Source organism: Flavobacterium sp. (assembly GCF_043760115.1).
GTDB lineage: Bacteria > Bacteroidota > Bacteroidia > Flavobacteriales > Flavobacteriaceae > Flavobacterium.
The window spans coordinates 61,958-84,503 of sequence record NZ_JAYUPK010000086.1 but is presented as its reverse complement, the minus strand read 5'-3'; the positions used below and the strand labels follow the sequence as shown (position 1 = coordinate 84,503).

The following is a 22,546-nucleotide window of genomic DNA, read 5'->3' as shown; positions in this document are numbered from 1 at the left end:
GATTTGTGAGAAACAATTTTATATCGGAAGATAATGTTTAAATAATCTAAATTTTGAACTTAACAATCAATTTTTATTTATTCTCATATATTTGCAAAACAAAATTAAAGCATGATTAGATTTTTACTTTTTATTTTCTTTTTTCCAATAGTACTTTTTAGTCAAACTATTAAAAATTCAAGTGCTTTGGAAATTGATTTTTTAAGAGGAAATGTTGTTCCACATACAGATGATTTATTCCATTTGGCTGGACATACAGAAGGAATTATGCTAAGTTTTTCTAAAAAAACCAACGGAAATAAAGAATGGCACAAAGCATTTAATTATCCAGATTTTGGCGGTTATTTTTTATTTCAAGATTTAAAAAACAACTATTTAGGAGAAAATTATGCGGTTGGAATGCACTATAATTTTTACTTTTTAAAACGAAATTTTCATTTTAAAATTGCTCAAGGAATTGCCTACACAACCAATCCTTATGACAAAGTAGAAAACAGTAAAAATAAAGCGTTTGGAACAAAATTTATGGGAAATGCCAACTTTGGATTGTACTATAAAAAAGAAAATATAATAGACAATGTTGGGCTTCACGCAGGATTACTTTTTACACATTACTCCAACGGAAGATTTAAATCGCCCAATAGTGGCATAAATACGCTACTTTTAAATGTTGGTATAAATTATAATTTTGATGATAAAACCAAACGAAAATTAGATTCAACTTATGTTAAAACTAAACTTACCGAACCTATAAAATACAATTTTGTTTTTAGAACAGGTTTAAATGAAAGTCCAGTAATTGGAAGCGGACAACATCCTTTTTATCATATTGGTTTTTATGCCGACAAACGAATTAATAGAAAAAGTGCGTTGCAACTTGGTACAGAAGTTTTTCTTACTACAAGTTTTAAAGACTATATAAAATACAGATCGGTTTCTTTTCAAGAGTTTTATATAGATCCAAATACCGATTATAAACGAGTTGGTGTCTTTGTTGGTCACGAATTAATAATAAATAAAATCTCGTTAGAAGCGCAACTTGGTTTTTATGTTTACGATCCTTTAAAAAACGAAATTCCTGTTTATGACCGAATTGGAATGAAGTATTACATTACCAAAAAACTCTTTACAGGTTTTACCTTAAAAACGCATATGTTTCTTGCAGAAGCAATAGAATTTGGTGTTGGATTACGATTATAAAACAATAACTATGAAAAAAATTTATATATTTATTTCACTATTTCTTTTAAGTTTCACATCTTGCGAAAAACCTAGCGATTGCATAGAATCGACTGGAAATGAAACTACTAGAGAAGTTATTGTAACACCTTTTATAAAAATAAATGTGCAACGAGGCATTGAAGTTGTACTTATGCAAGACGCAAATTATTCGGTACAAATAAAAACTGGCGAAAATTTAATAAACGATGTCGAAGCCAATGTTATAGATAATACTTTGTATTTAAAAGACAATACTACTTGCAATTGGGTAAGAGAATTTGGTCAAACTGTGGTTTATATTTCGGCGCCAAATATTGAAGAAATTTATTCTAAAACCGAAAAAAACATTAGTTCTAACGGCGTTCTCACCTACCCTTTTTTAAGATTAATTTCGGTAGACAAAAACGGTGATGGTATGGATGGCGCAGGAACAGGAGATTTTTACATTACAGTAAACAACAATGAATTGGTTATAATAAACAATAATTTATCTAGATATTTTATTTCTGGAGCAACTGTTCAAGCCAATTTTAATTTCTATAATGGCGATGGTAGAATTGAAGCGCAAAACCTAATTGCACAAAACATTAATATTTATCATCGTGGCTCTAACGATATGATTTTAAAGCCAATACAAAGCATTACTGGGAAAATTTTAAGTACAGGAAATGTAATTTTAAAAAATACACCACAAATTGTAGACGTTCAAGAATTGTATCAAGGACAACTTATTTATAATTAGAAGCAACATCCAGCTATACATTTCAAGTTGGCTTGTAAAATTATATTTTTCTACGACCCAAAATGTGCTTCCTTTGGTCGCAATTTTGGCTCAAGAAAAATTATAATTTTCCTTCACCAAGCTTTTCATTTTTATCTGGGCTAGGAATTTTTTATGTTTTAAGAGTGAAGTTAAATTGAAATTTTGAGAAATGAAATTGAGTAAATTCTCAACTGAAAACTAAACTTTAAATTATATGACAATAAAAGAATTCACTTTTTCCTCGCAAGACTAAATTTATTTATATAATTCAAAAATAATGAAAAAAAAACAAATATTATTTATTTTTAAGCACAGTTCTTTGTCAGCCGACGTGTTATTTTTTTCGATTGGTTGACAAATCAATATTGTTTTTGTACTTTTGTCAACTAAACTAAATCTTATGAAAGATATAATCTCACAAAAAATTATAAATGCTAGAGCTCTAAAGGGTTTTTCTCAACAAGAATTAGCTGATATGATTGGAGTTTCTAAGCAAATGATTAGTAAATACGAAAAAGGTGAATCTATACCTACAAGTTCAAATCTTTTAAAGTTAGGAAAATCATTAAAAGTAAAGATTGATTATTTTTTTAAACCAAATAAAATTGAATTAGGTGTTTTGAACTTTAGAAAGAAAAGTTCATTTTCAAATAAGAAGCAAGAATCTTTGGAGCAACTAATAAAACTTAATCTTGAAAATTATTTAGAAATTGAAGATTTGTTGCAAATTGATTATTCTTTTAAAAATTCAATTCAAAATGAGAAAATTAATTCTATTGAAGATATTGAAAAAATAGTTTTATCGTTGAGAAATGTTTGGGAAATTGGGCTTGACCCAATTCATAATATTATTCAACTTTTAGAAGATAATGAAATAAAAGTTGTAGAACTTTTTGATGTAAAAGATAATTTTGATGGTTTAGCGACTTTTGTAAATGATAAATTTCCTGTAATTGTTGTAAATGGTAATTTTCCTGTGGAAAGAAAACGTTTTACTTTATTACATGAGTTAGGACATTTGCTTCTAAATCTTCCAGAATGTAATTTAAAAGATGAAGAAAATTACTGCAACAAATTTGCTTCTGAATTTCTATTTCCAAAAAAACTTGTTATTAAAGAATTTGGAGTTAAGCGCGATTTAATTTCGTTAAACGAGTTGATTGAAGTTCAAAAAAAGTATGGAATGAGTATTCAAGCAATTGTTTATAGATTGGTAGATGCTAATATCTTCACTGAAAACAGGAAAACTGAGTTTTATAAAAAAATCAATTTTAACCCTAGTCTAAAAAGAGAAGTTAATTTGCCAAGATTTCAAACTCCTGAAAAGTCAAATAGATTTGAACAATTGGTTTACAGAGCTTTGTCACAAGAAATTATTTCTATTAGTAAGGCATCATCTTTATTAAATCAAAATATTAATTTATTAATTGAAAACTCATTAATATAAATTTAATTGATAATGGTAATTATTAATGATGCTAATATTTTAATTGACTTAGTTCATCTAAACTTGATGTATGAATTTATTCATCTAGATTTAGAATTAAAAACGACAGATTTTGTTTTTGAAGAACTTAATGAATATCAAAAAAATATAATTGAAGAGTATATTAATTTAGGAAATATTGAAATAATAATTACAGAGGAAGAAGAAGATTTTGTAAGTATTACATCTATTTTAGAGAATAGCTCGGGTTTAAGTTTTGAAGATTGTTCTGTTTGGCATTACGCAAGCAAACTTGATGGTATATTACTTTCTGGTGATGGAAAATTAAGAAAACAAGCAACAGCAAATGGAATTTTAGTAAAAGGCATTTTATATGTTTTTGACCAACTACTTTTGAAAGGATTAATTTCTTTTGATTTTGCTATTGAGAAAATTGAACAACTTTATGAAATAAATCCACGATTACCAATTAATTCAAAAAATGAGCGAACTATTAATTGGTCGTCGCAAAAACATGTTGGCTAACTTAATAACGGTCACACCTTTTTGTTAATAAAACCTACTTCCTAGTCATTTCCCTAAAAACCACCTTAAAATTCTTATTTTTCATATTCAATTACAACGTTTTTAATCCATTATCGTGAGCAAAGTCAAAAACTGCTGGTCGCATGTCTTTATCACTTTCAAAGGTTAATTTCTAGTAATAAAAACATTTGAAAATTTACAATTTAATTGCAAGTTCAAGCTTTCCACCTAAACCTAATTCTACAATTTTTTGTAAAGTAGAAAAACGAACTTCTTTAATGTTATTTTCAATTCTTGAAATATAAGATTTTGTTGTGCCACTTTTATTTGCAAGTTCTTCGTGAGTTAAACCTCTTTGTATTCTTGCTTCGTGAATCATAACGCCAAGCTTAAATTGCTCGTAACCTTTCTCTAAATTGTCACGTTTTTCAGTTCCATTTTTACCGTAAAATTCGTCTTTAAATTCCGAAAGAGTTTTTAAATTAATCGTTTTCATAATGGTATTCTTGTTTTAATATCATTTCCTTTAGCAATAACTTCCACTTGTGCTGGAATCATATAATCCGAAAAAACGAATCCTTTAATTGTTTTAGTTTTTATATTTTTTTCCTTTCCAAAAGACAAGATAGATAATAATAATAATGATATGTAAATAATTTGCTTCATTTATTCTTGAATATATTTTATTTTTAATTCTCTATAATTCGGATATTTTCTTTTATTTATCTCCATACAGATTAAAGAAGATACAGCTTCACCAACTTGTCCATAATTTTTTTTCACTTTATATTTTAATAGAATTGTATCATTTTTGATTTCTGCTGAGCAACTTTCTGCTTTAACCCATATTCCACCACCACCAATTATAAATAAATATTGTGCTGTTTGTTTATACAAACTATCTAAATTTCTTTTATTCATATCTGAATTATAAAAAGTGAGTTTTGTTTTTAGAGCATCTTCTTTATTTTCAACCCATTTACTATCTTTAAACGGATTATTATCCTCAAAAAGGGCAAAATCACAGAAATAGAATTTAAAATCTTTATTTTTTTTATTACAACTTGTGATGCCTATGAGTAGCAGTATTAGTATATATCGAAAAATATTTTTCATAATTTTAATGAGATTAGTAAACCTATTTTAGGACGATACATTTGCTAAAATAGCAAACAACTTAATAATAGTAAAACCTTATATTACATAATTTTTAAAATTCACGATTCTACTTCCTAGTCATTTCCCTAAAAACCGCTTCCAAATTCTTATTTTTCTGGTTCAATTGCAGCGTTTTTAATCCATTATCGTGGGCAAAGTCAAAAACTGCTGGTCGCATATCTTTATCACTTTCAAAGGTTAATTCCCAAGTCATGTCGTGCGTGTTTTTATACGATTTTAAATGCGGAATTCGTTTTATGGCTTCTTCTTCAATTTTAAAATCAAACTCTACTTCTATTACTTGCTCTTTCGTTTCAGAGAAAATTTTGTCTAGTTTTTTATCGGTTACAATTTTGCCTTCGTTAATAATTATTACTCTGTCGCAAATGGCTTCAACTTCTTGCATAATGTGCGTAGAAAGAAAAACCGTTTTGTCAGCACCAATATTTCTAATTAAATCTCTAATTTCTACCAACTGATTTGGATCTAAACCTGTTGTTGGTTCGTCTAAAATTAATACATCTGGATTATGCAACAACGCAGTAGCAATGCCAACACGTTGACGATAACCTTTACTCAATTGACCAATTTTTTTATGACTTTCTGGCGTCAATCCTGTTAAAGAAATCACTTCTTCAATTCTAGATTTTGCTACTTTATAAACATCAGCATTAAATGCTAAATATTCTCTAACATACAAATCCAAGTACAACGGATTGTGTTCTGCCAAATAACCAACCGAAAGTTGTACCGCTTTTTGATTAGCAATAACATCATTTCCGTTTACAGTTGCTGTTCCAGAATCGGATGTAATATAAGTAGTCAAAATTTTCATCAAGGTTGATTTTCCTGCGCCATTCGGACCAAGAAAACCCACAATTTCACCTTTTTTTACAGAAAACGAAACGCTATCCAATGCTTTTTGAGCACCATAATTCTTTGAAATATTTACAACTTCTATTGACATAATTAATCTATTTGTAGCAAATGTAAACAGAAATTAGCTTCATTTAGTATTTTTTCTTTTCAGATTATTCTTTTTTTAATTCGCATTTAGATTTCTATATTTACATAAGAATTTCACTATTTCTAAAAATTTGAATTATGAAAAAACTATCCATTCTATTTTTATTGTTTACAATTATTTGTCAAGCGCAAGTAAAACCAACAATCGATAAAAATGAAGTTATTAGAATTGAAACCGAATTAGCATCTGACAGAATGCAAGGAAGAGAGATTTTTACTGTCGGAATTGATTCTGCATCAGTATTTATAGAAAAAGAATTTAGCAAAATTGGATTGGATTTTTACGGCGATTTAAAAAATTATCGTCAAGAGTTTGAAGTCAAAAATAAACCAGCCAATAATGTAATTGGTATTTTAAAAGGAAAATCTAAACCAGAAGAGTTTGTAATTTTTTCAGCACATTTTGACCATTTAGGAACTAAAGATTATGGTACAGATAAAATTTACAATGGCGCAAACGACGATGCATCTGGAGTTACTGCTGTAATAACATTAGCCAACTATTTTAAAGAATTAAATACTAACGAACGCACCATTATTTTTGTTGCATTTACTGGTGAAGAAGTTGGCGGATTTGGTTCTGGTTTTTTCTCTAAAAGTATAAATGCAGATAAAGTTGTGGCAATGTTTAACATAGAAATGATTGGAACCGAAAGTAAATGGGGTAAAAATTCTTGTTACATCACAGGATTTGAAAAATCTAATTTTGGAACTATTTTACAAAAAAATCTTAAAGCAACAAGTTTTAATTTCTATCAAGATCCATATCCATCAGAACAATTATTTTACCGTTCAGATAATGCAAGATTGGCAGCTTTAGGAGTTCCAGCACACACAATATCTACTTCTAAAATGGATTCTGAAGAAAATTATCATCAATTATCTGACGATGTTTCTACTTTAGATTTAGAAAATATGACCGAAGTTATTAAATCAATTGCACTTAGTTCAGAAAGTATTATAAAAGGAATTGATACACCAACTAGAGTTAAGAAATTGAGAGAATAATATTCAACGAAAACGTTAGCGTAAAAAAATCACATATATTTTTATTTATATTCATATATTATTTACTTTAGCCAAATACAAAAACACAAAATGTTACAAACTGCAACTTATTATAGCAATTCATTTTATTTCTGGAAACAGAACAGGATTGTTATATAGTTTAGATAAAAATAAAATCACTTAACTAAGATACAATCCTGATGCAAATCAGGATTTTTTTTTATTCTGAATACTTTGCCAAAGTTTTAAACTTTGGCAAAGTTTAGAAAATAATTGACAATGGAAAATTTAAAAATAGCAATTCAAGGAATCAAAGGTTCGTTTCACCATCAAGTAGCGCAAGAATATTTTCAGTGTGAAAATGATTTGGACGAATGTATGTCATTTGACGAATTGGTAAAAAGTTTAAAAGAAAATAAAGCTGACAAAGGCGTTATGGCGTTAGAGAATTCTATCGCTGGTTCAATAATTCCCAATTATGCTTTAATTGATACTAATAATTTACACATTATTGGCGAACATTATTTGGACATTCATATGAATTTGATGGTGTTAAAAGGTCAGAAAATTGAAGATATTACCGAAGTACATTCACATCCAATTGCGTTGTTGCAATGCGCGGTTTTCTTTAGTCAATATCCACACATAAAACTAGTTGAAAGTGGTGATACTGCAGAAACTGCAAGAAGAATTCAAGAACATAAATTAATTGGAATTGCTGCTGTTGCTGCGCCAATTGCTGCTAAATTATATGATTTAGAAATTTTAGCCGCAGGAATTCATACGGTTCAAAGTAACAAAACCCGATTTGTAATTGTAAAAACGCAGAACAAAGAAATTCAGAAGGAAAACATTAATAAAGCTTCAATAAAGTTTGAATTGGATGACACTGCAGGAAGTTTGGCAACCGTTTTAAATGTCATGAACAATTGCAAGTTGAATTTAACCAAAATCCAATCGATGCCAATTATAGAAACGCCATTTCAATATTCATTTTTTGTAGATGTGATTTTTGACAAATACAAACACTATGAAAAAGCCAAAAAAATATTAGAATTAATGACAACCCATTTCAAAGTACTTGGCGAATATAAAAGTGGAAAACGGTAAGAAATATAAATTACAAAAATCAATCAGTGAAAATCTGTTAAATCCGTTAAATTAGTGGCAAAAAAAATGATACAAACAGCAAACAGACTAAATTCAGTAGAAGAATATTATTTCTCTAAGAAATTGAAAGAAGTACGTCAATTAATTTCCGATGGAAAACCTATTATTAATATGGGAATTGGAAGTCCAGATTTAACACCAGATACTTCTGTAATTGAAGCAATTCAACAATCATTATTTGACGAAAAAGCACATGAATACCAAAGTTATCAAGGTTTACCAGAACTTAGAAAAGGAATAGCAACTTTTTATAAAAATCAATTTCAAGTTGATTTGGATTTTACTTCTGAAATTCTACCTTTAATGGGTTCAAAAGAAGGAATTATGCATATTTCATTGGCGTTTTTAAATGAAGGTGACGAAGTTTTAATCCCAAATCCTGGTTATCCAACCTATGCTTCTGTTACAGAATTGGTTCAGGCAAAAGCTGTATATTATGATTTGATAGAAGAAAATAATTGGTTTCCAGATTTTGAAAAATTAGAACAACTAAATTTGTCTAAAGTAAAACTGATGTGGGTTTCGTATCCACACATGCCAACAGGAGCAAACGGAAATTTGGAAATTTTTAAAAAATTAATTGCCTTTGGAAAAAAACACACTATTTTAATTGTAAATGACAATCCGTACAGCTTTGTTTTAAACGAAAATCCGATTTCGATTTTGCAAATTGAAGGTGCAAAAGATATTGCTTTAGAATTAAACTCGTTATCCAAAACGTTTAATATGGCAGGTTGGCGAGTTGGAATGGTTTTAGGAAATGCAACATTATTAGATGCCATTTTAAAAGTAAAAAGCAACATGGACAGCGGCATGTTTTATGGAATTCAGAAAGGTGCCATTGCAGCTTTAAAATTGGAAAAAAATTGGTTTGAAAGCCAAAATGAAATTTACACAAAACGAAGAAATTTGATTTTCAAATTAGCCGAAAAAATGCATTGTACCTTTGACAAAAACTGTGTTGGATTATTTGTTTGGGCAAAATTGCCTGCGGAAATAATATCTGCGGAAGCGTTTATAGATAATTTATTAATAGAAAAATACTTATTTATAACACCAGGAACAATTTTTGGAAGTAATGGCGAAGGATACATACGATTTTCACTTTGCGTTACTGAAGAAAAAATTCTAGAAGCAATAAATAGAATTTGAAAAATCAATTTCAATTGCAAAATTCAATGTCAATATCAATTTCAATTGCAAAATTCAATGTCAATTTCAATTTCAAAAAAAAATAATATCAAATTTTAATTTATTTTGTCACACCGAGTGTTTCCGATAGTAATCGGAAGAAGCGCCATAAACACATTCATTTTCAATAAAAAAAATATTATCAAATTTTAATTCACTTTGTCACACTGAGCGCAGTCGAAGTGCCATAAACACATTAAATTTCAAAAAAAAAAAAATCAAATTTTAATTTATTTTGTCACACCGAGCGCTTACGATAGCTATCGGAAGAAACAATAAAAAAATGCCAAAACTAAAACCTTAATGAAACTTAACACCTTAATGGTTTAAAAAAAATAATATGAACATAACTACAGAAAATAAAAAATGGTTAGAAGATTTTAATCTAACACATCCACTAGTAATTGCTGGACCATGTAGCGCCGAAACCGAAGAACAAGTTTTAAAAATAGCTCACGAATTAAAAAATTCTGACGTATCCATTTTTCGTGCAGGAATTTGGAAACCAAGAACGCGACCTGGAGGATTTGAAGGTGTTGGAGCAATTGGATTAAAATGGTTGCAAAAAGCCAAAGCCGAAACTGGATTGTTAATGGCTACAGAAGTTGCAAATGCCACACATGTAAAACTAGCGTTAGAACACGATATCGACGTTTTATGGATTGGCGCACGAACAACTGTAAACCCATTTGCAGTACAAGAAATTGCCGATGCTTTGCAAAATACAGACAAAATTGTATTGGTAAAAAATCCTGTAAATCCAGATTTAGCTTTGTGGATTGGTGGTGTAGAACGTTTGTACAACGCAGGAATAAAAAAACTAGGTGTAATTCACAGAGGTTTTTCAACTTATGAAAAAACTAAATATAGAAACATTCCAGAATGGCAAATTGCGATTGAGTTGCAGAGTCGTTTTCCAGATTTACCTTTAATTTGCGATCCATCTCATATTACTGGACGAAGAGATATGATTCAAGAAGTGTCGCAACAAGCACTAGATTTAAATTATGATGGATTAATTATTGAAACACACATTGATCCTGATAATGCTTGGAGCGATGCTGCACAACAAGTTACTCCAACAGTTTTGAAACTAATTTTTGAAAATTTAAAAGTCAAAAAAACTACTGTTGAAGAAGATGGTTATAATACAGAAATGATAAAATTAAGAGCCAATATTGACATTGCTGATAGTAAACTTTTAGAAATTTTGGGGAATCGAATGAAAGTCGCAGAGCAAATTGGCGCACTAAAAAAAGAAAAAAATGTAGCTGTGTTGCAAAACAAACGTTGGAACGAAATTTTAGGAAAAATGATTCTAGATGGCGATGAACGTGGCTTGAGCGAAGAATTTATTTTAAAAATATTTAAAGCAATTCACCAAGAAAGTATTAGTCATCAAGAGAAAATTATTAATTCTTAAACTTACAAATTATAATTTGGAATAATTTTTGTACTATTGCACTCATTAAAAGATTTATAAACGCAAATTTTTATTAAAATGAAGAAAATTATTTTATTATTAGCAGTTATTTTCAGTATGAACTCTGTTATGGCTCAAGTTGATTTAATTACAAAACACGATGGTGAAGTTGTAAAAGGAAAAGTTATTAAGCTTGAAGAGTTTACTATCGTTTTTAAATATGATGGTGAAGATGCAGAAAACACAATTAGTAAATATGCAGTTGAAAAAATTGTTTATGGAAAAAGTGGTCGTGTAGAACAAGTTACAGAAAAAATTGTTGTTAGCTCAGAAGATGATTGGGAAAAAGTTGTAATTCTTGAAGACATTTCTTATGTTGCTGGTTTAAAAAAATCAGGTGAAGTAAGAGGAAAAACAGGTTTAATTAATTATCATACTGGAAATACAGGCGATAAAAAAGCAGAGAAAAAATTAAAAATGGCAGCAGCAGCAATGGGTTGTCCATTTATTCTTCAAACTGCTGATAAATCTACAGTTGGTGCTAGTTCTAACGGATTAGGTGGTTCTCAAAATATTAAAAAAGGTTTGGCATACAAATACTAATTTTAAAATTAAAATTTATAAAGACTGTTTAGCAATAAACGGTCTTTTTTTTTCTTCAAATTTTAAAAGCTATTAAACAATGAAAATCATTTTAGGTATCTTTGTAAAATCTGAAATCAAAATTCAGGATTTAAATATCTAAAATCTTTATGACAGGAATTGTTTATAAATCTACAGGAAGTTGGTACACCGTAAAATCTAACGATGGCAATTTTATGGAGTGTCGCATCAAAGGCAAGTTTAGAATGAAAGGCATAAAAAGTACCAATCCTATTGCTGTTGGCGATGTTGTAGATTATGAATTGGAAGAATCGTCAGATACTACTACAGGAACAATATTTAATATTCAAGAAAGAAAAAATTATATTGTTAGAAAATCGGTGAATTTGTCTCATCAAATGCACATTATTGCCTCCAATTTAGATTACGTTTTTTTACTTATTACAATCAATAATCCACCCACAACTTTTAACTTTATTGATAGATTTCTTGTTACTGCCGAAGCTTATGGTATTGAGACTATTTTAGTATTCAATAAAATAGATACTTTAACTGAAGCAATACTTGACGAACAGTTGTATATGCAACACATTTACGAAGAAATTGGTTATAAATGTTTGCGCGTTTCATCAACAGAAGGAAAAGGAATCGAAGAATTGAAAGATATAATGATTGGTAAAACTACAATGTTTTCTGGACATTCTGGCGTTGGAAAATCAACTTTAGTCAATGCTTTAGAACCAAGTTTAGATTTAAAAACTAAAACCATTTCTGAGCAAAGTATGCAAGGACAACACACTACAACATTTGCAGAGATGTATGATTTATCTTTTAATGCGAAAATAATTGATACACCTGGAATTAAAGGTTTTGGAATTGTAGATATGGAAAAAGAGGAAATAAGTGGTTATTTTCCAGAATTTTTCAAATTAAAAGACCAATGTAAATTTAATAATTGCTTGCACAAAGAAGAACCACATTGCGCCATTAAAAAAGCACTAGAAGAAGATAAAATTTCTTGGACACGTTACAACAGTTATTTAAAAATTTTAGAAGGAGACGAAGATCATTACCGAACTGATATTTATAATGATGATAGAATTGCAAGTGATGAAACTAGGAATAAGTAAAATCAATTTCAATTTCAATCTCAAAAATCAATTTCAAATTTATAAAATTTGTCCTGCCGAGCGCGTTCGAGGTGTTTTTAAAAAAAATTATTCAATGAAAGCAGTAATTCAAAGAGTTTCAAATGCATCAGTAACAATTGATTCTAAAATCGTTGCCGAAATTCAAACTGGATTATTAATTTTAATCGGAATTGAAGATGAAGATTCTCAAGATGACATTAATTGGTTATCTTCTAAAATTGCAAATCTTAGAATTTTTGGAGATGAAAATGATGTTATGAATTTATCTGTAAAAGACATAAATGGAAATGTAATTATAGTTTCACAATTTACACTTCACGCAAGTACAAAAAAAGGAAATAGACCAAGTTACATTAAAGCATCCAAACCAGAAATTGCAATTCCATTATACGAAAAATTCATACTTCAAATGGAACTAGATTTGGGTAAAAAAGCACAAACTGGACAATTTGGTGCTGATATGAAAGTAGCACTTATTAATGATGGACCAGTTACAATTGTTATAGATAGTAAAAACAAAGAATAATCTTGTTATATTTATAAAAAAAGGTGTATTTTTGGGTAAACAATTTACAAATGAAAAACCTGTTTTATGTGCTTTTTTTACTATTTGCATTCCATTTTAGTAGTGCACAAAATAGCAACTATTCCACTTTATTAATTCCCGAAAATTTAAAAGAAACCGCCAATAGCGTTGTTAGAAATCAATCTATAATTATAACCATTTCTTCTCAAAAATCAATGACTACTAAGACTTTAAAAGTAGTTACGGTTTTAAATAAATATGGTTTAAATAATATTGATGCAGTTGAATATTATGATAAATCTAGCAAAGTAAAATCTATTGAAGTAACAATTTACAACTCATTTGGCAAAGAAATTAAAAAAATAAAACGTAAAGATTTTATAGATCAAAGTGTTGCTAATGGATTTACAATTTATAGCGATGACAGAAAACTTTTTTTAGATTATACTCCAACAGAATACCCATTTACAGCGGTTTATGAAAGTGAAACCGAAACTTCTAACACTGCATTTATTAGACCTTGGTATCCAATTGATGATGCTTTTGAAAGTGTTGAAAAATCGTCCTATACAATAAATTGTTTAACTAATTTAGGTTTTAAATACAAAGAAAACAATTTTGAAAACAGAACAATTAAAAAAACTGAAACTGATAATTCAATACTTTTTTCTGTAGAAAATTTACTTGCAGAAAAACCCGAGGATAATTCACCATCGTTTCAAAAAATTGTTCCGTATGTATTATTTGGATTAGAAAAATTTAATCTTGAAGGTGTAGAAGGAAGTGCTAAAACTTGGAAAGATTTTGGAGAATGGATGTATACAAGTTTACTAAAAGATACCGAAGAATTGTCTGATGAAACCAAAAATAAAATAAAATTACTTGTTGCAAATGAAACTGACGAAATAAAAAAAGCACAAATTATTTATCAATATGTTCAAGACAAAACAAGATATGTAAGCATACAATTAGGAATTGGAGGTTGGAAACCAATGCTGGCTAAAGATGTAGATAAATTGGGTTATGGCGATTGCAAAGCATTATCTAATTACACAAGAGTTTTGCTGAAATCAGTTGGAATTGAATCGTTTTATACTATAATTTATGGAGATAATTCTAAAAGAGGAATAGATGAAAATTTTGTTTCTATGCAAGGAAATCATGCCATATTAACTATTCAAAATAATAATAAAAATTACTTTTTAGAATGTACTAGTCAAATAAAACCATTCGGATTTGAAGGCGATTTTACAGATGACAGAAATGCATTATTGATAAAACCAGATCGAGGCGAAATTATAAAAACATCTGAATTAAATAATAAAACCAATTCACAAATTTCTAAAGGAAATTACACTTTAAGCAGTGATGGAACTATAACTTGTGCTGTTCAAATAAAATCTAAAGGCATACAATATGATAATGTGTATGAAATTGAAGGCAAGTCAAATGAAATTATAGACAATCATTACAAAACACATTTTAACTGGATAAATAATTTAAAACTAGAAAAAAGTAAGTTTTTAAACAATAAACAAACAGTAGAATTTGTAGAAGAAATTTCGTTTTCGGCAGTGAATTATGCATCTGATAATGGCGGAATGATTCTTTTTCCTATAAATGTTTTTAATCAAAGCAATACCATTCCGCAACGTTATAGAAACAGAAAAAATCCGTTTGAAGTAAATAGAGGTTTTTTTGACGAAGAAGAAATTGAAATAAATTTACCATTAGATTATGTTATAAATGCAAAACCAGACGCAACTAGTATTGATGAAAAATTTGGAACATATAAAACAGAAATAATAATTTTAACTGAAAATAAAATTTTATATAAACGTTCTTTTTTATTAAAAAATGGTATTTATGATAAAACAGAATACGAAAATTATAGAAAATTTAGAGAACAAATTGCTAAAGCAGACAATTCAAAAATTGTACTAACCAAAAAAACTTAAAACAATGAAATATATTTACGTTATCATTTTACTTTTTAGTATCAACAATTTTAGTTTTTCTCAAAAGTATGAACTTGGAAAAGTTACTCTTGAAGAGTTAAACGAAAAATCACATCCAAAAGATGCAACTGCAGAAGCAGCAATTTTATTTGAAAAAGGAAGAACTTATTTTGAATACAAACAAGGAGAAGGATTTTCTGTTTTAACAGATGTAGAAATAAAAATTAAAGTCTACACTAAAGAAGGTTATACTTGGGCAGACAGATATATTTCTTACTATGTTGGTGGCGATAATGATGAAAGCGTTTCTATTTCTAAAGCCATGACTTATAATATTGTTGATGGTAAAATTGAAAAAAAAAAATTAAAAAGTGAAGGTGAATTTTCTGAAAAAGTAAATAAATTTTGGTCTAGAAAAAAAATCACGTTGCCTAATGTAAAAGAAGGTTCAATATTAGAATATAAATACACCATTAAATCGCCGTATATTTCAACTTTTCCTGTTTGGAATTTTCAAACTTCAATACCTGTAAATCATTCAGAATATTCAACTTATGTTCCAGAATATTTTATTTATAATGTTTACAGAAAAGGATTTAATGCAATTAATGAAACCAAAACTAGTGAAGCTAAAACTATAACATTAAATTATAGAGAAAGACAAGTTGGCGCTATGGGAACAATTGCTAGTTCTTCTGTACAAACTGACAATATAAATTATACAGAAAACGTTACAACTTTCACTCTAGATAATATTTCGGCATTAAAAGATGAAAATTTCATTAATAATATTGAGAATTATACTTCAAGTGTGCAACACGAACTTTCAAGCAAGCGAATTCCTAACTCACCTTTTGAAATGCTATCAAATAGTTGGGAAGATGTTGCCAAAAAAATATTTGAAAACGAAGATTTTGGAGATCAATTAAATAGAAATAATTATTATGAAAATGATATTACAACATTAACTACTGGATTAACAAGTAATGAAGAAAAAATGAATGCAATTTTTAAATTTGTTAAATCTAAAATGAATTGGAACGAATACCTAAGCTATTTATGTGATGTTGGAGTTAAAAAAGCATTTCAAGATAAAGTAGGAAACTCCGCCGAGATAAACCTAATGTTAGTTTCTATGTTAAAATTTGCAGGTTTAGATGCCAATCCTGTTTTAATAAGTACAAGAGCAAACGGAATTGCGCTTTACCCAAGTAGAACTGCCTTTAATAATGTAATTGCATCTGTAAAATTAAATGACGCTGTAATACTTTTAGACGCAACTAACAAAAATGCATTGCCGAATATTTTACCTTTTAGAGATTTAAATTGGTTTGGTAGAATTATTAAAAAAGATGGCGTGTCAGAATTATTAGATTTAACTCCCAAAACCAATTCAACAGATGTTGTAAATATGATGGCATCAATAAATGACAAAGGAGAAGTTGAAGGAAAGGTTAGAGAAAATTATAAAGATTATTATGCTTTACAATACAGAGATAAATATGAAAATGTAACTAAAGATGCTTATTTAGAAATTTTAGAAAAACAATATAAAACTGTAGAAATTGACAACTATGAAGTTGCAAACAACTTATCAGAAAGCGATGTTGTTACAGAAAAATACAGTTTTAAAAGTAATTCTGTAGTAGAAAAAATTGGCGATAAACTATACTTTTCTCCATTATTATATCTTTCACCAACAGAGAATCCTTTTAATCAAGAAAACAGAGAATATCCTGTAGATTTTTCATTTCCATTTAAAGATAAACAAACAATAATTATATCAATTCCAGATGGATATGCTGTAGAAAGTCTGCCAAAACCAATTGCAATTGCAATGGATAATAATTATGGAAGTTTTAGTTATACTATTTCTAATACCGAAAAACAAATTCAAGTATCGTCAACATTTGATGCAAATACGGCAATAATTCCAGCAGAAGATTATGCGTTTTTAAAAGAATTTTATAAAATAATGATAGAAAAACAAAACGAAAAAGTGGTACTTAAAAAATTATAATACTATGAAACTATTTATTTGCTACTTTTTTATAACTTTAATCTTTTCAAATTCAGTATACGCTCAAGATTTCGATTTAGGAAAAGTTACAAAAGCTCAACTAGAAGAAAAATTTCATCCAACAGATTCTTCTGCTGTAGCTGCATTTTTATTTAAAAAAGCTATTACAAAATTTAAATATGATATAACTAATGGTTTTATTTCTACAACAGAGTTTACAATAAAATTAAAAATATATAAAAAAGAAGGTTTAAAATGGGCTAACTTTGAAATTCCGTATTATGTTGGATATAAAAATCTAGATAATGATGTAATTTCAATATCCAAAGCATTTACTTATAACATAGAAAATGGTAAAGTTGAAAAAGAAAAAGTTTCAAGTGAAGGAAAATTTAAAGAAAAGATAAATGAGCTTTGGGAAACTAAAATAATTACATTTCCAAACGTCAAAGTAGGTTCTATAATAGAATTTAAATATGAAGTAAAGACTGAAAACCTTTCAGAACTTCCAAACTTTCAATTTCAATATAAAATTCCATTAAATTATGGACAATTTATTACCGAAATTCCAATTTTTTACATTTATAAAGCCATTAAAATTGGTTATGTAGACATAGATATGAAAGACGTACTAGAAGATACATCTCAAAGTTTTGAAGGAAAATACAATAACTCTAGTAGTTTATCATACAAACAAGTTAAAACTATCTTTAATGTAAAAAATGTGCCTGCAATACTAGAAGAAAGTTATGTAAATAATGTTAAAAATTATTATGGAAATATAGAACATGAATTACAAACCATACAATTTCCTAACGAAAAACCCAAACAAATAGCAACTACTTGGGAAGATGTAGCAAAATCAATATATGCCGAAAAAGATTTTGGCGACGAACTAAAAAAGAATAAATATTTTTTATCCGATTTAAAACTACTCATAAATAAAACTGAAGACAAACAAGAACGACTGAAAATAGTATTTGACTATGTAAAAAACAAAATGAATTGGAATGGTAAATTTGGTTATAATACAAAAAAAGGTGTTGAACTTGCCTATAAAGAAAACTCTGGAAACATTGCAGAAATAAATTTAATACTAACTTCAATGCTACAAATGGCTGGATTAGAAGCTTTTCCTGTAGTTCTTAGCACAATTGACAACGGTTTGGCGTTGTTTCCTAATAGATCTAAATTAAATTGTGTTATTGCGTCAGTAAAACTTGATGCAAAAAATATACTTTTAGATGCAAGTAGTAAATACAGTACTATTAAAAATCTTCCTACAAGAGATTTAAATTACAAAGGCAGACAAATAAATAATGATGGAACTAATACAGAAATAGACTTAATGCCAACTTACAATTCTGTTGAATTATCAAATTTAATGGTTTCTATAAATTCTGATGCAACATTTACAGGGAAATTTAAAAAACAATATAACGATTATAATGCAATAAAGTATAGAGAAACCTATGGAGTTGTTGGTGTAGAAAGTTATGTAGAAATACTAGAAAATAAATATAAAAACATTCAAATAGACAATTATCAATTAAAAAATAAAGATTCTATATATGAACCCATTATAGAATCATATTCTATAAACGACAACAATACAATTGAAAAAATTGGTGACAAAATATTCTTTCCATCAATGCTTCATTTAGCTTTAAAGCGTAACATGTTTAAAGAAGAAAACCGAAAATATCCTGTAGATTTTAATTTTCCAATAAAAGAAAAATTCAATATTATCATTGCCATACCAGATAATTATGTTGTAGAAAGTTTACCAAAACCAATTAGCATTGCAATGGATAATAAGTTAGGTTACTTTACATTTGCAACTTCCAATACTAATAATCAAATTATAATTAGCGTTTCATTAGATATAAATACAACAATTATTTATCCTGATGATTATCAAACATTAAAAGAATTTTATAAAGTTATGATAGAAAAACAAAACGAAAAAGTAGTTCTTAAAAAAATATAAAATGAACCTAAAAAACGCACAACAAGAAGTAGACAATTGGATAAAAACGCACGGAGTTCGTTACTTTAACGAGTTAACCAATATGGCACAACTTACAGAAGAAGTTGGCGAAGTTGCACGTATTATTGCGAGAAGATACGGTGAACAATCTGAAAAAGAATCTGATAAAAATAAAGACCTTGGCGAAGAACTTGCCGATGTAGTTTTTGTAGTATTGTGTTTGGCTAATCAAACAGGAATTGATTTGCAAGAAGCATTTGACAAAAAATTAGATTTGAAGACGAATCGCGATCACGACAGACATCAAAATAACGAAAAACTAAAATAATTGTAATTTTCGTATAATGTAAATGTGTATATTGTAAATTGTAATCTTTAGAATACAACTTTACAATATACAGTATACAATTTCTTAAAAATGAATCTACTTCTAAAAAACTCGCAACTCAAAACCCAAAACTCACAACTTTCAATAACCGGTTCCAAATCTGAAACCAACAGATTATTGTTATTACAAGCCTTATATCCAAACATACAATTAGAAAATATTTCAATTTCAGATGATTCTGATGTAATGCACAAAGCGCTTACCCACAACTCACAACTCACAACCCACAACCTAATAAACGTTCATCACGCAGGAACAGCAATGCGGTTTCTAACTGCCTTTTTTGCAATAAAAGAAGGAAGTGAAATTGTACTTACAGGTTCACCAAGAATGAAAGAACGACCAATTAAAATTTTAGTAGATGCGTTAAAACAACTTGGTGCAAACATTGAATATGTAGAAAATTATGGTTATCCACCAATAAAAATTACAGGCAAAAAATTATTACATAATAAAGTTTCACTTCCAGCAAATGTTAGCAGTCAATACATTTCGGCATTATTATTAATTGCACCAAAACTAGAAAACGGACTACAATTAATACTCGAAGGCGAAATAACTTCAATTCCTTACATCAATATGACATTGGGTTTGTTAAATGAAATTGGAGTAAAAACTTCTTTTAAAAATAATAAAATCAGTGTCACATCGAGCGCAGTCGAGATGCCAAAGAAAAAAATAACTATCGAAAGCGATTGGTCTTCAGCATCCTATTATTATTCCATAATTGCATTATCAGAAGTTGGAACCCAAATAACACTTTCAAGCTACAAAGAAAACAGTCTTCAAGGCGATGCGGCATTAGTAGAAATTTATAAAAATTTTGGTGTTGCAACAGTTTTTAATAAGGACAAATCAATTACATTATCTAAGTCAAAAATCAAAAATCAAAAATCGTTAATCATAAATCTTCAATCTTCACCTGACATTGCACAAACAATAGCTGTAACTTGTTTCGGACTCGGAATTTCGTGTAATTTAACTGGTTTGCATACATTAAAAATTAAAGAAACTGATAGACTTTTGGCATTAGAAACAGAATTGTCAAAATTAGGAGCATCTATTTCAGTTTCAAATTCATCTCTAACATTAGAAATCGCAACCAAAATAAATCAAAATATAAAAATTGAAACCTATCAAGATCACAGAATGGCGATGTCATTTGCACCATTAGCATTAAAAACATCCATAATCATAGAAAATGCCGAAGTAGTTTCTAAATCCTACCCAACTTTTTGGGAAGATTTAAAAAATATTGGTTTTCAAATTAATGAAGTACAATAATTTCATATTTATTATTTCTTTGTAAAATAAAGAAAACGAAGTTTTAAATTTGTGACCAAAATCTTTAGGTTGAACAGAAGAAGTAAATTACCAAAATATCAAATTCGTGATAATTCGTGAAATTGGTGTAAAATTTCTTTCTGACTTAATGACTTCGTGGTAAAAAAACATTGCGACTTAGCGTCTTTGTGGCAATGTAAAAAATAAACACCAAAACACTTGACAACGCCTATCTCACAATCGTATATTTGCACGCAGATTTTTATTAAGGCGAATGTCTTAATACTTAATACTTAAAATCATAATACTCAAACATGAAATTATCACATTTTCAATTCAATCTTCCAACAGAATTATTAGCAGAATATCCAGCAGAAATCCGTGACGAATCTCGTTTAATGGTAATCGACCGTAAAAAAGGAACAATAGAACACAAAATGTTCAAAGACGTTATTAACTATTTCGACGATGGCGATGTTTTTGTACTTAACAATACCAAAGTTTTTCCAGCAAGAATGTTCGGAAACAAAGAAAAAACTGGAGCAAGAATAGAAGTTTTTTTACTACGTGAACTAAATGCAGAACAACGACTTTGGGACGTTTTAGTAGATCCAGCAAGAAAAATAAGAATAGGAAATAAATTATATTTTGGCGACGACGATTCACTTGTTGCCGAGGTAATAGACAATACAACATCTCGTGGAAGAACATTGCGTTTTCTTTACGACGGTTCCTACGAAGAATTCAGAAATAAATTAACAGAACTTGGCGAAACACCAATTCCAAAATACATTTCTCGCGAAGTAACACCAGAAGATGCCGAACGTTACCAAACAATTTACGCTAAAGAAGAAGGCGCAGTTGCAGCACCAACTGCAGGTTTACACTTTTCTAAACACCTTTTAAAACGTTTAGAAATTAAAGGAATAGACTTTGCAGAAGTAACACTTCACGTAGGTTTAGGAACTTTTAATCCAGTAGAAGTAGAAGATTTATCTAAGCATAAAATGGATTCTGAAGAGCTAAAAATTACACAAGAAGCTTGCGACAAAGTAAACAATGCCAAAGCTAAAAAACACAAAGTTTGTTGCGTTGGAACCACTTCAATGCGTGCCATAGAAAGTGCAGTTTCATCACAAAGAACACTAAATACATTTGATGGTTGGACAAACAAATTCATTTTTCCACCACACGATTTTAGTATCGCCGATGCAATGATTACCAATTTTCACACACCAAAATCAACATTATTAATGATGGTTTCAGCATTCTGCGGACACGATTTAATGAAAAAAGCATACGAAATCGCAATCGAAGAAAAATATAAATTTTACTCTTATGGCGACGCCATGTTAATAATTTAATCTGAACTTGTTTCAGATTCTCAAGAACTTGTTTCAGATTCTCAAGAACTTGTTTCAGATTCTCAAGAACTTGTTTCAGATTCTCATCATAATGTCTCACTGAGCGCAGTCGAAGTGCTCCACAAAATCTCATCAGCAATGGTGAGATTTTTTTTAATCTGAATTTGTTTCAGATTTTCTACAACTTGTTTCAGATTCTCTAGAACTTGTTTCAAATCTCATCATTGTGTCACACTGAGCGCAGTCGAAGTGCTTATAATTTGAAACAAATGGTAAGCGCATTTCTACAATCCATTTTCCTGCTGCAGCAACTCGCTTTCATTTTAAAAA

The 22,546-nt window shown here is 28.8% G+C and carries 21 protein-coding genes; 17 read left to right on the top strand and 4 right to left on the bottom strand.

Annotated features, from left to right (window positions below; translation table 11 throughout):
- Positions 1-111: 111 nt before the first annotated feature.
- The 4 genes from ACH2BC_RS07660 (at position 112) to ACH2BC_RS07645 (ending at position 3,956) form a co-directional block, all read left to right on the top strand.
- On the top strand, positions 112-1,200 hold the full coding sequence (locus tag ACH2BC_RS07660) for an acyloxyacyl hydrolase (protein WP_395053404.1): 1,089 nt from the start codon (positions 112-114) through the stop codon (positions 1,198-1,200).
- 10 nt (positions 1,201-1,210) lie between these two features.
- On the top strand, positions 1,211-1,963 hold the full coding sequence (locus tag ACH2BC_RS07655) for a head GIN domain-containing protein (RefSeq protein WP_395053403.1): 753 nt from the start codon (positions 1,211-1,213) through the stop codon (positions 1,961-1,963).
- A 421-nt stretch (positions 1,964-2,384) separates the two neighbouring features.
- The gene (locus tag ACH2BC_RS07650; RefSeq protein ID WP_395053402.1) at positions 2,385-3,431 is read left to right on the top strand and encodes a helix-turn-helix domain-containing protein; all 1,047 of its coding nucleotides are present in this window, start codon (positions 2,385-2,387) and stop codon (positions 3,429-3,431) included.
- A 12-nt stretch (positions 3,432-3,443) separates the two neighbouring features.
- Complete coding sequence (locus ACH2BC_RS07645) at positions 3,444-3,956, top strand: hypothetical protein (RefSeq protein ID WP_395053401.1); 513 nt, start codon at positions 3,444-3,446, stop codon at positions 3,954-3,956.
- Positions 3,957-4,152: 196 nt separating this feature from the next.
- Here the strand turns inward: ACH2BC_RS07645 and ACH2BC_RS07640 are convergent, their stop codons facing one another.
- The 4 genes from ACH2BC_RS07640 to gldA all read right to left on the bottom strand — a co-directional run bounded on the left by ACH2BC_RS07640 (position 4,153) and on the right by gldA (position 6,081).
- Positions 4,153-4,452: a helix-turn-helix domain-containing protein gene (locus ACH2BC_RS07640; protein WP_395053400.1), complete on the bottom strand. Its 300-nt coding sequence runs from the start codon at positions 4,450-4,452 to the stop codon at positions 4,153-4,155.
- The gene (locus ACH2BC_RS07635; protein WP_395053399.1) at positions 4,449-4,622 is read right to left on the bottom strand and encodes a hypothetical protein; all 174 of its coding nucleotides are present in this window, start codon (positions 4,620-4,622) and stop codon (positions 4,449-4,451) included. The genes ACH2BC_RS07640 and ACH2BC_RS07635 overlap by 4 nt, the downstream gene beginning before the upstream one ends.
- Positions 4,623-5,072 (bottom strand): hypothetical protein, encoded by a 450-nt coding sequence (locus tag ACH2BC_RS07630; RefSeq protein WP_395053398.1) that lies wholly within the window; start codon positions 5,070-5,072, stop codon positions 4,623-4,625.
- A gap of 109 nt (positions 5,073-5,181) precedes the next feature.
- Positions 5,182-6,081, bottom strand: a complete 900-nt coding sequence (gene gldA, locus ACH2BC_RS07625; protein ID WP_395053397.1) for a gliding motility-associated ABC transporter ATP-binding subunit GldA — start codon at positions 6,079-6,081, stop codon at positions 5,182-5,184.
- 137 nt (positions 6,082-6,218) lie between these two features.
- Between gldA and ACH2BC_RS07620 the strand changes: the two genes are divergently transcribed.
- The 13 genes from ACH2BC_RS07620 to queA all read left to right on the top strand — a co-directional run bounded on the left by ACH2BC_RS07620 (position 6,219) and on the right by queA (position 22,216).
- The gene (locus ACH2BC_RS07620) at positions 6,219-7,148 is read left to right on the top strand and encodes a M28 family peptidase (RefSeq protein WP_395053396.1); all 930 of its coding nucleotides are present in this window, start codon (positions 6,219-6,221) and stop codon (positions 7,146-7,148) included.
- A 279-nt stretch (positions 7,149-7,427) separates the two neighbouring features.
- Entirely contained in the window at positions 7,428-8,258 is an 831-nt protein-coding gene (locus tag ACH2BC_RS07615) for a prephenate dehydratase (protein ID WP_395053395.1), read from the top strand.
- Positions 8,259-8,324: 66 nt separating this feature from the next.
- The gene (locus ACH2BC_RS07610) at positions 8,325-9,470 is read left to right on the top strand and encodes a pyridoxal phosphate-dependent aminotransferase (protein ID WP_395053394.1); all 1,146 of its coding nucleotides are present in this window, start codon (positions 8,325-8,327) and stop codon (positions 9,468-9,470) included.
- 379 nt (positions 9,471-9,849) lie between these two features.
- Positions 9,850-10,932 carry a chorismate mutase gene (locus tag ACH2BC_RS07605; RefSeq protein ID WP_395053393.1) on the top strand — a complete coding sequence of 361 codons (1,083 nt, stop codon included), beginning with the start codon at positions 9,850-9,852 and terminating at the stop codon, positions 10,930-10,932.
- A gap of 78 nt (positions 10,933-11,010) precedes the next feature.
- Complete coding sequence (locus tag ACH2BC_RS07600) at positions 11,011-11,535, top strand: hypothetical protein (protein WP_395053392.1); 525 nt, start codon at positions 11,011-11,013, stop codon at positions 11,533-11,535.
- 149 nt (positions 11,536-11,684) lie between these two features.
- A complete protein-coding gene (gene rsgA, locus ACH2BC_RS07595; protein WP_395053391.1) occupies positions 11,685-12,665 on the top strand; it encodes a ribosome small subunit-dependent GTPase A in 981 nt (326 codons plus the stop codon).
- A 94-nt stretch (positions 12,666-12,759) separates the two neighbouring features.
- A complete protein-coding gene (gene dtd, locus ACH2BC_RS07590) occupies positions 12,760-13,212 on the top strand; it encodes a D-aminoacyl-tRNA deacylase (protein ID WP_395053424.1) in 453 nt (150 codons plus the stop codon).
- Between the two features lie 50 nt (positions 13,213-13,262).
- Positions 13,263-15,170: a DUF3857 domain-containing protein gene (locus ACH2BC_RS07585; protein ID WP_395053390.1), complete on the top strand. Its 1,908-nt coding sequence runs from the start codon at positions 13,263-13,265 to the stop codon at positions 15,168-15,170.
- A gap of 4 nt (positions 15,171-15,174) precedes the next feature.
- Positions 15,175-17,190 carry a DUF3857 domain-containing protein gene (locus ACH2BC_RS07580; protein WP_395053389.1) on the top strand — a complete coding sequence of 672 codons (2,016 nt, stop codon included), beginning with the start codon at positions 15,175-15,177 and terminating at the stop codon, positions 17,188-17,190.
- 4 nt (positions 17,191-17,194) lie between these two features.
- On the top strand, positions 17,195-19,180 hold the full coding sequence (locus ACH2BC_RS07575) for a DUF3858 domain-containing protein (RefSeq protein WP_395053388.1): 1,986 nt from the start codon (positions 17,195-17,197) through the stop codon (positions 19,178-19,180).
- Position 19,181: 1 nt separating this feature from the next.
- Positions 19,182-19,508: a nucleotide pyrophosphohydrolase gene (locus ACH2BC_RS07570; protein WP_395053387.1), complete on the top strand. Its 327-nt coding sequence runs from the start codon at positions 19,182-19,184 to the stop codon at positions 19,506-19,508.
- 90 nt (positions 19,509-19,598) lie between these two features.
- Positions 19,599-20,852, top strand: a complete 1,254-nt coding sequence (locus tag ACH2BC_RS07565) for a 3-phosphoshikimate 1-carboxyvinyltransferase (RefSeq protein ID WP_395053386.1) — start codon at positions 19,599-19,601, stop codon at positions 20,850-20,852.
- Between the two features lie 314 nt (positions 20,853-21,166).
- Complete coding sequence (queA, locus tag ACH2BC_RS07560; RefSeq protein WP_395053385.1) at positions 21,167-22,216, top strand: tRNA preQ1(34) S-adenosylmethionine ribosyltransferase-isomerase QueA; 1,050 nt, start codon at positions 21,167-21,169, stop codon at positions 22,214-22,216.
- Positions 22,217-22,546 lie beyond the last annotated feature (330 nt).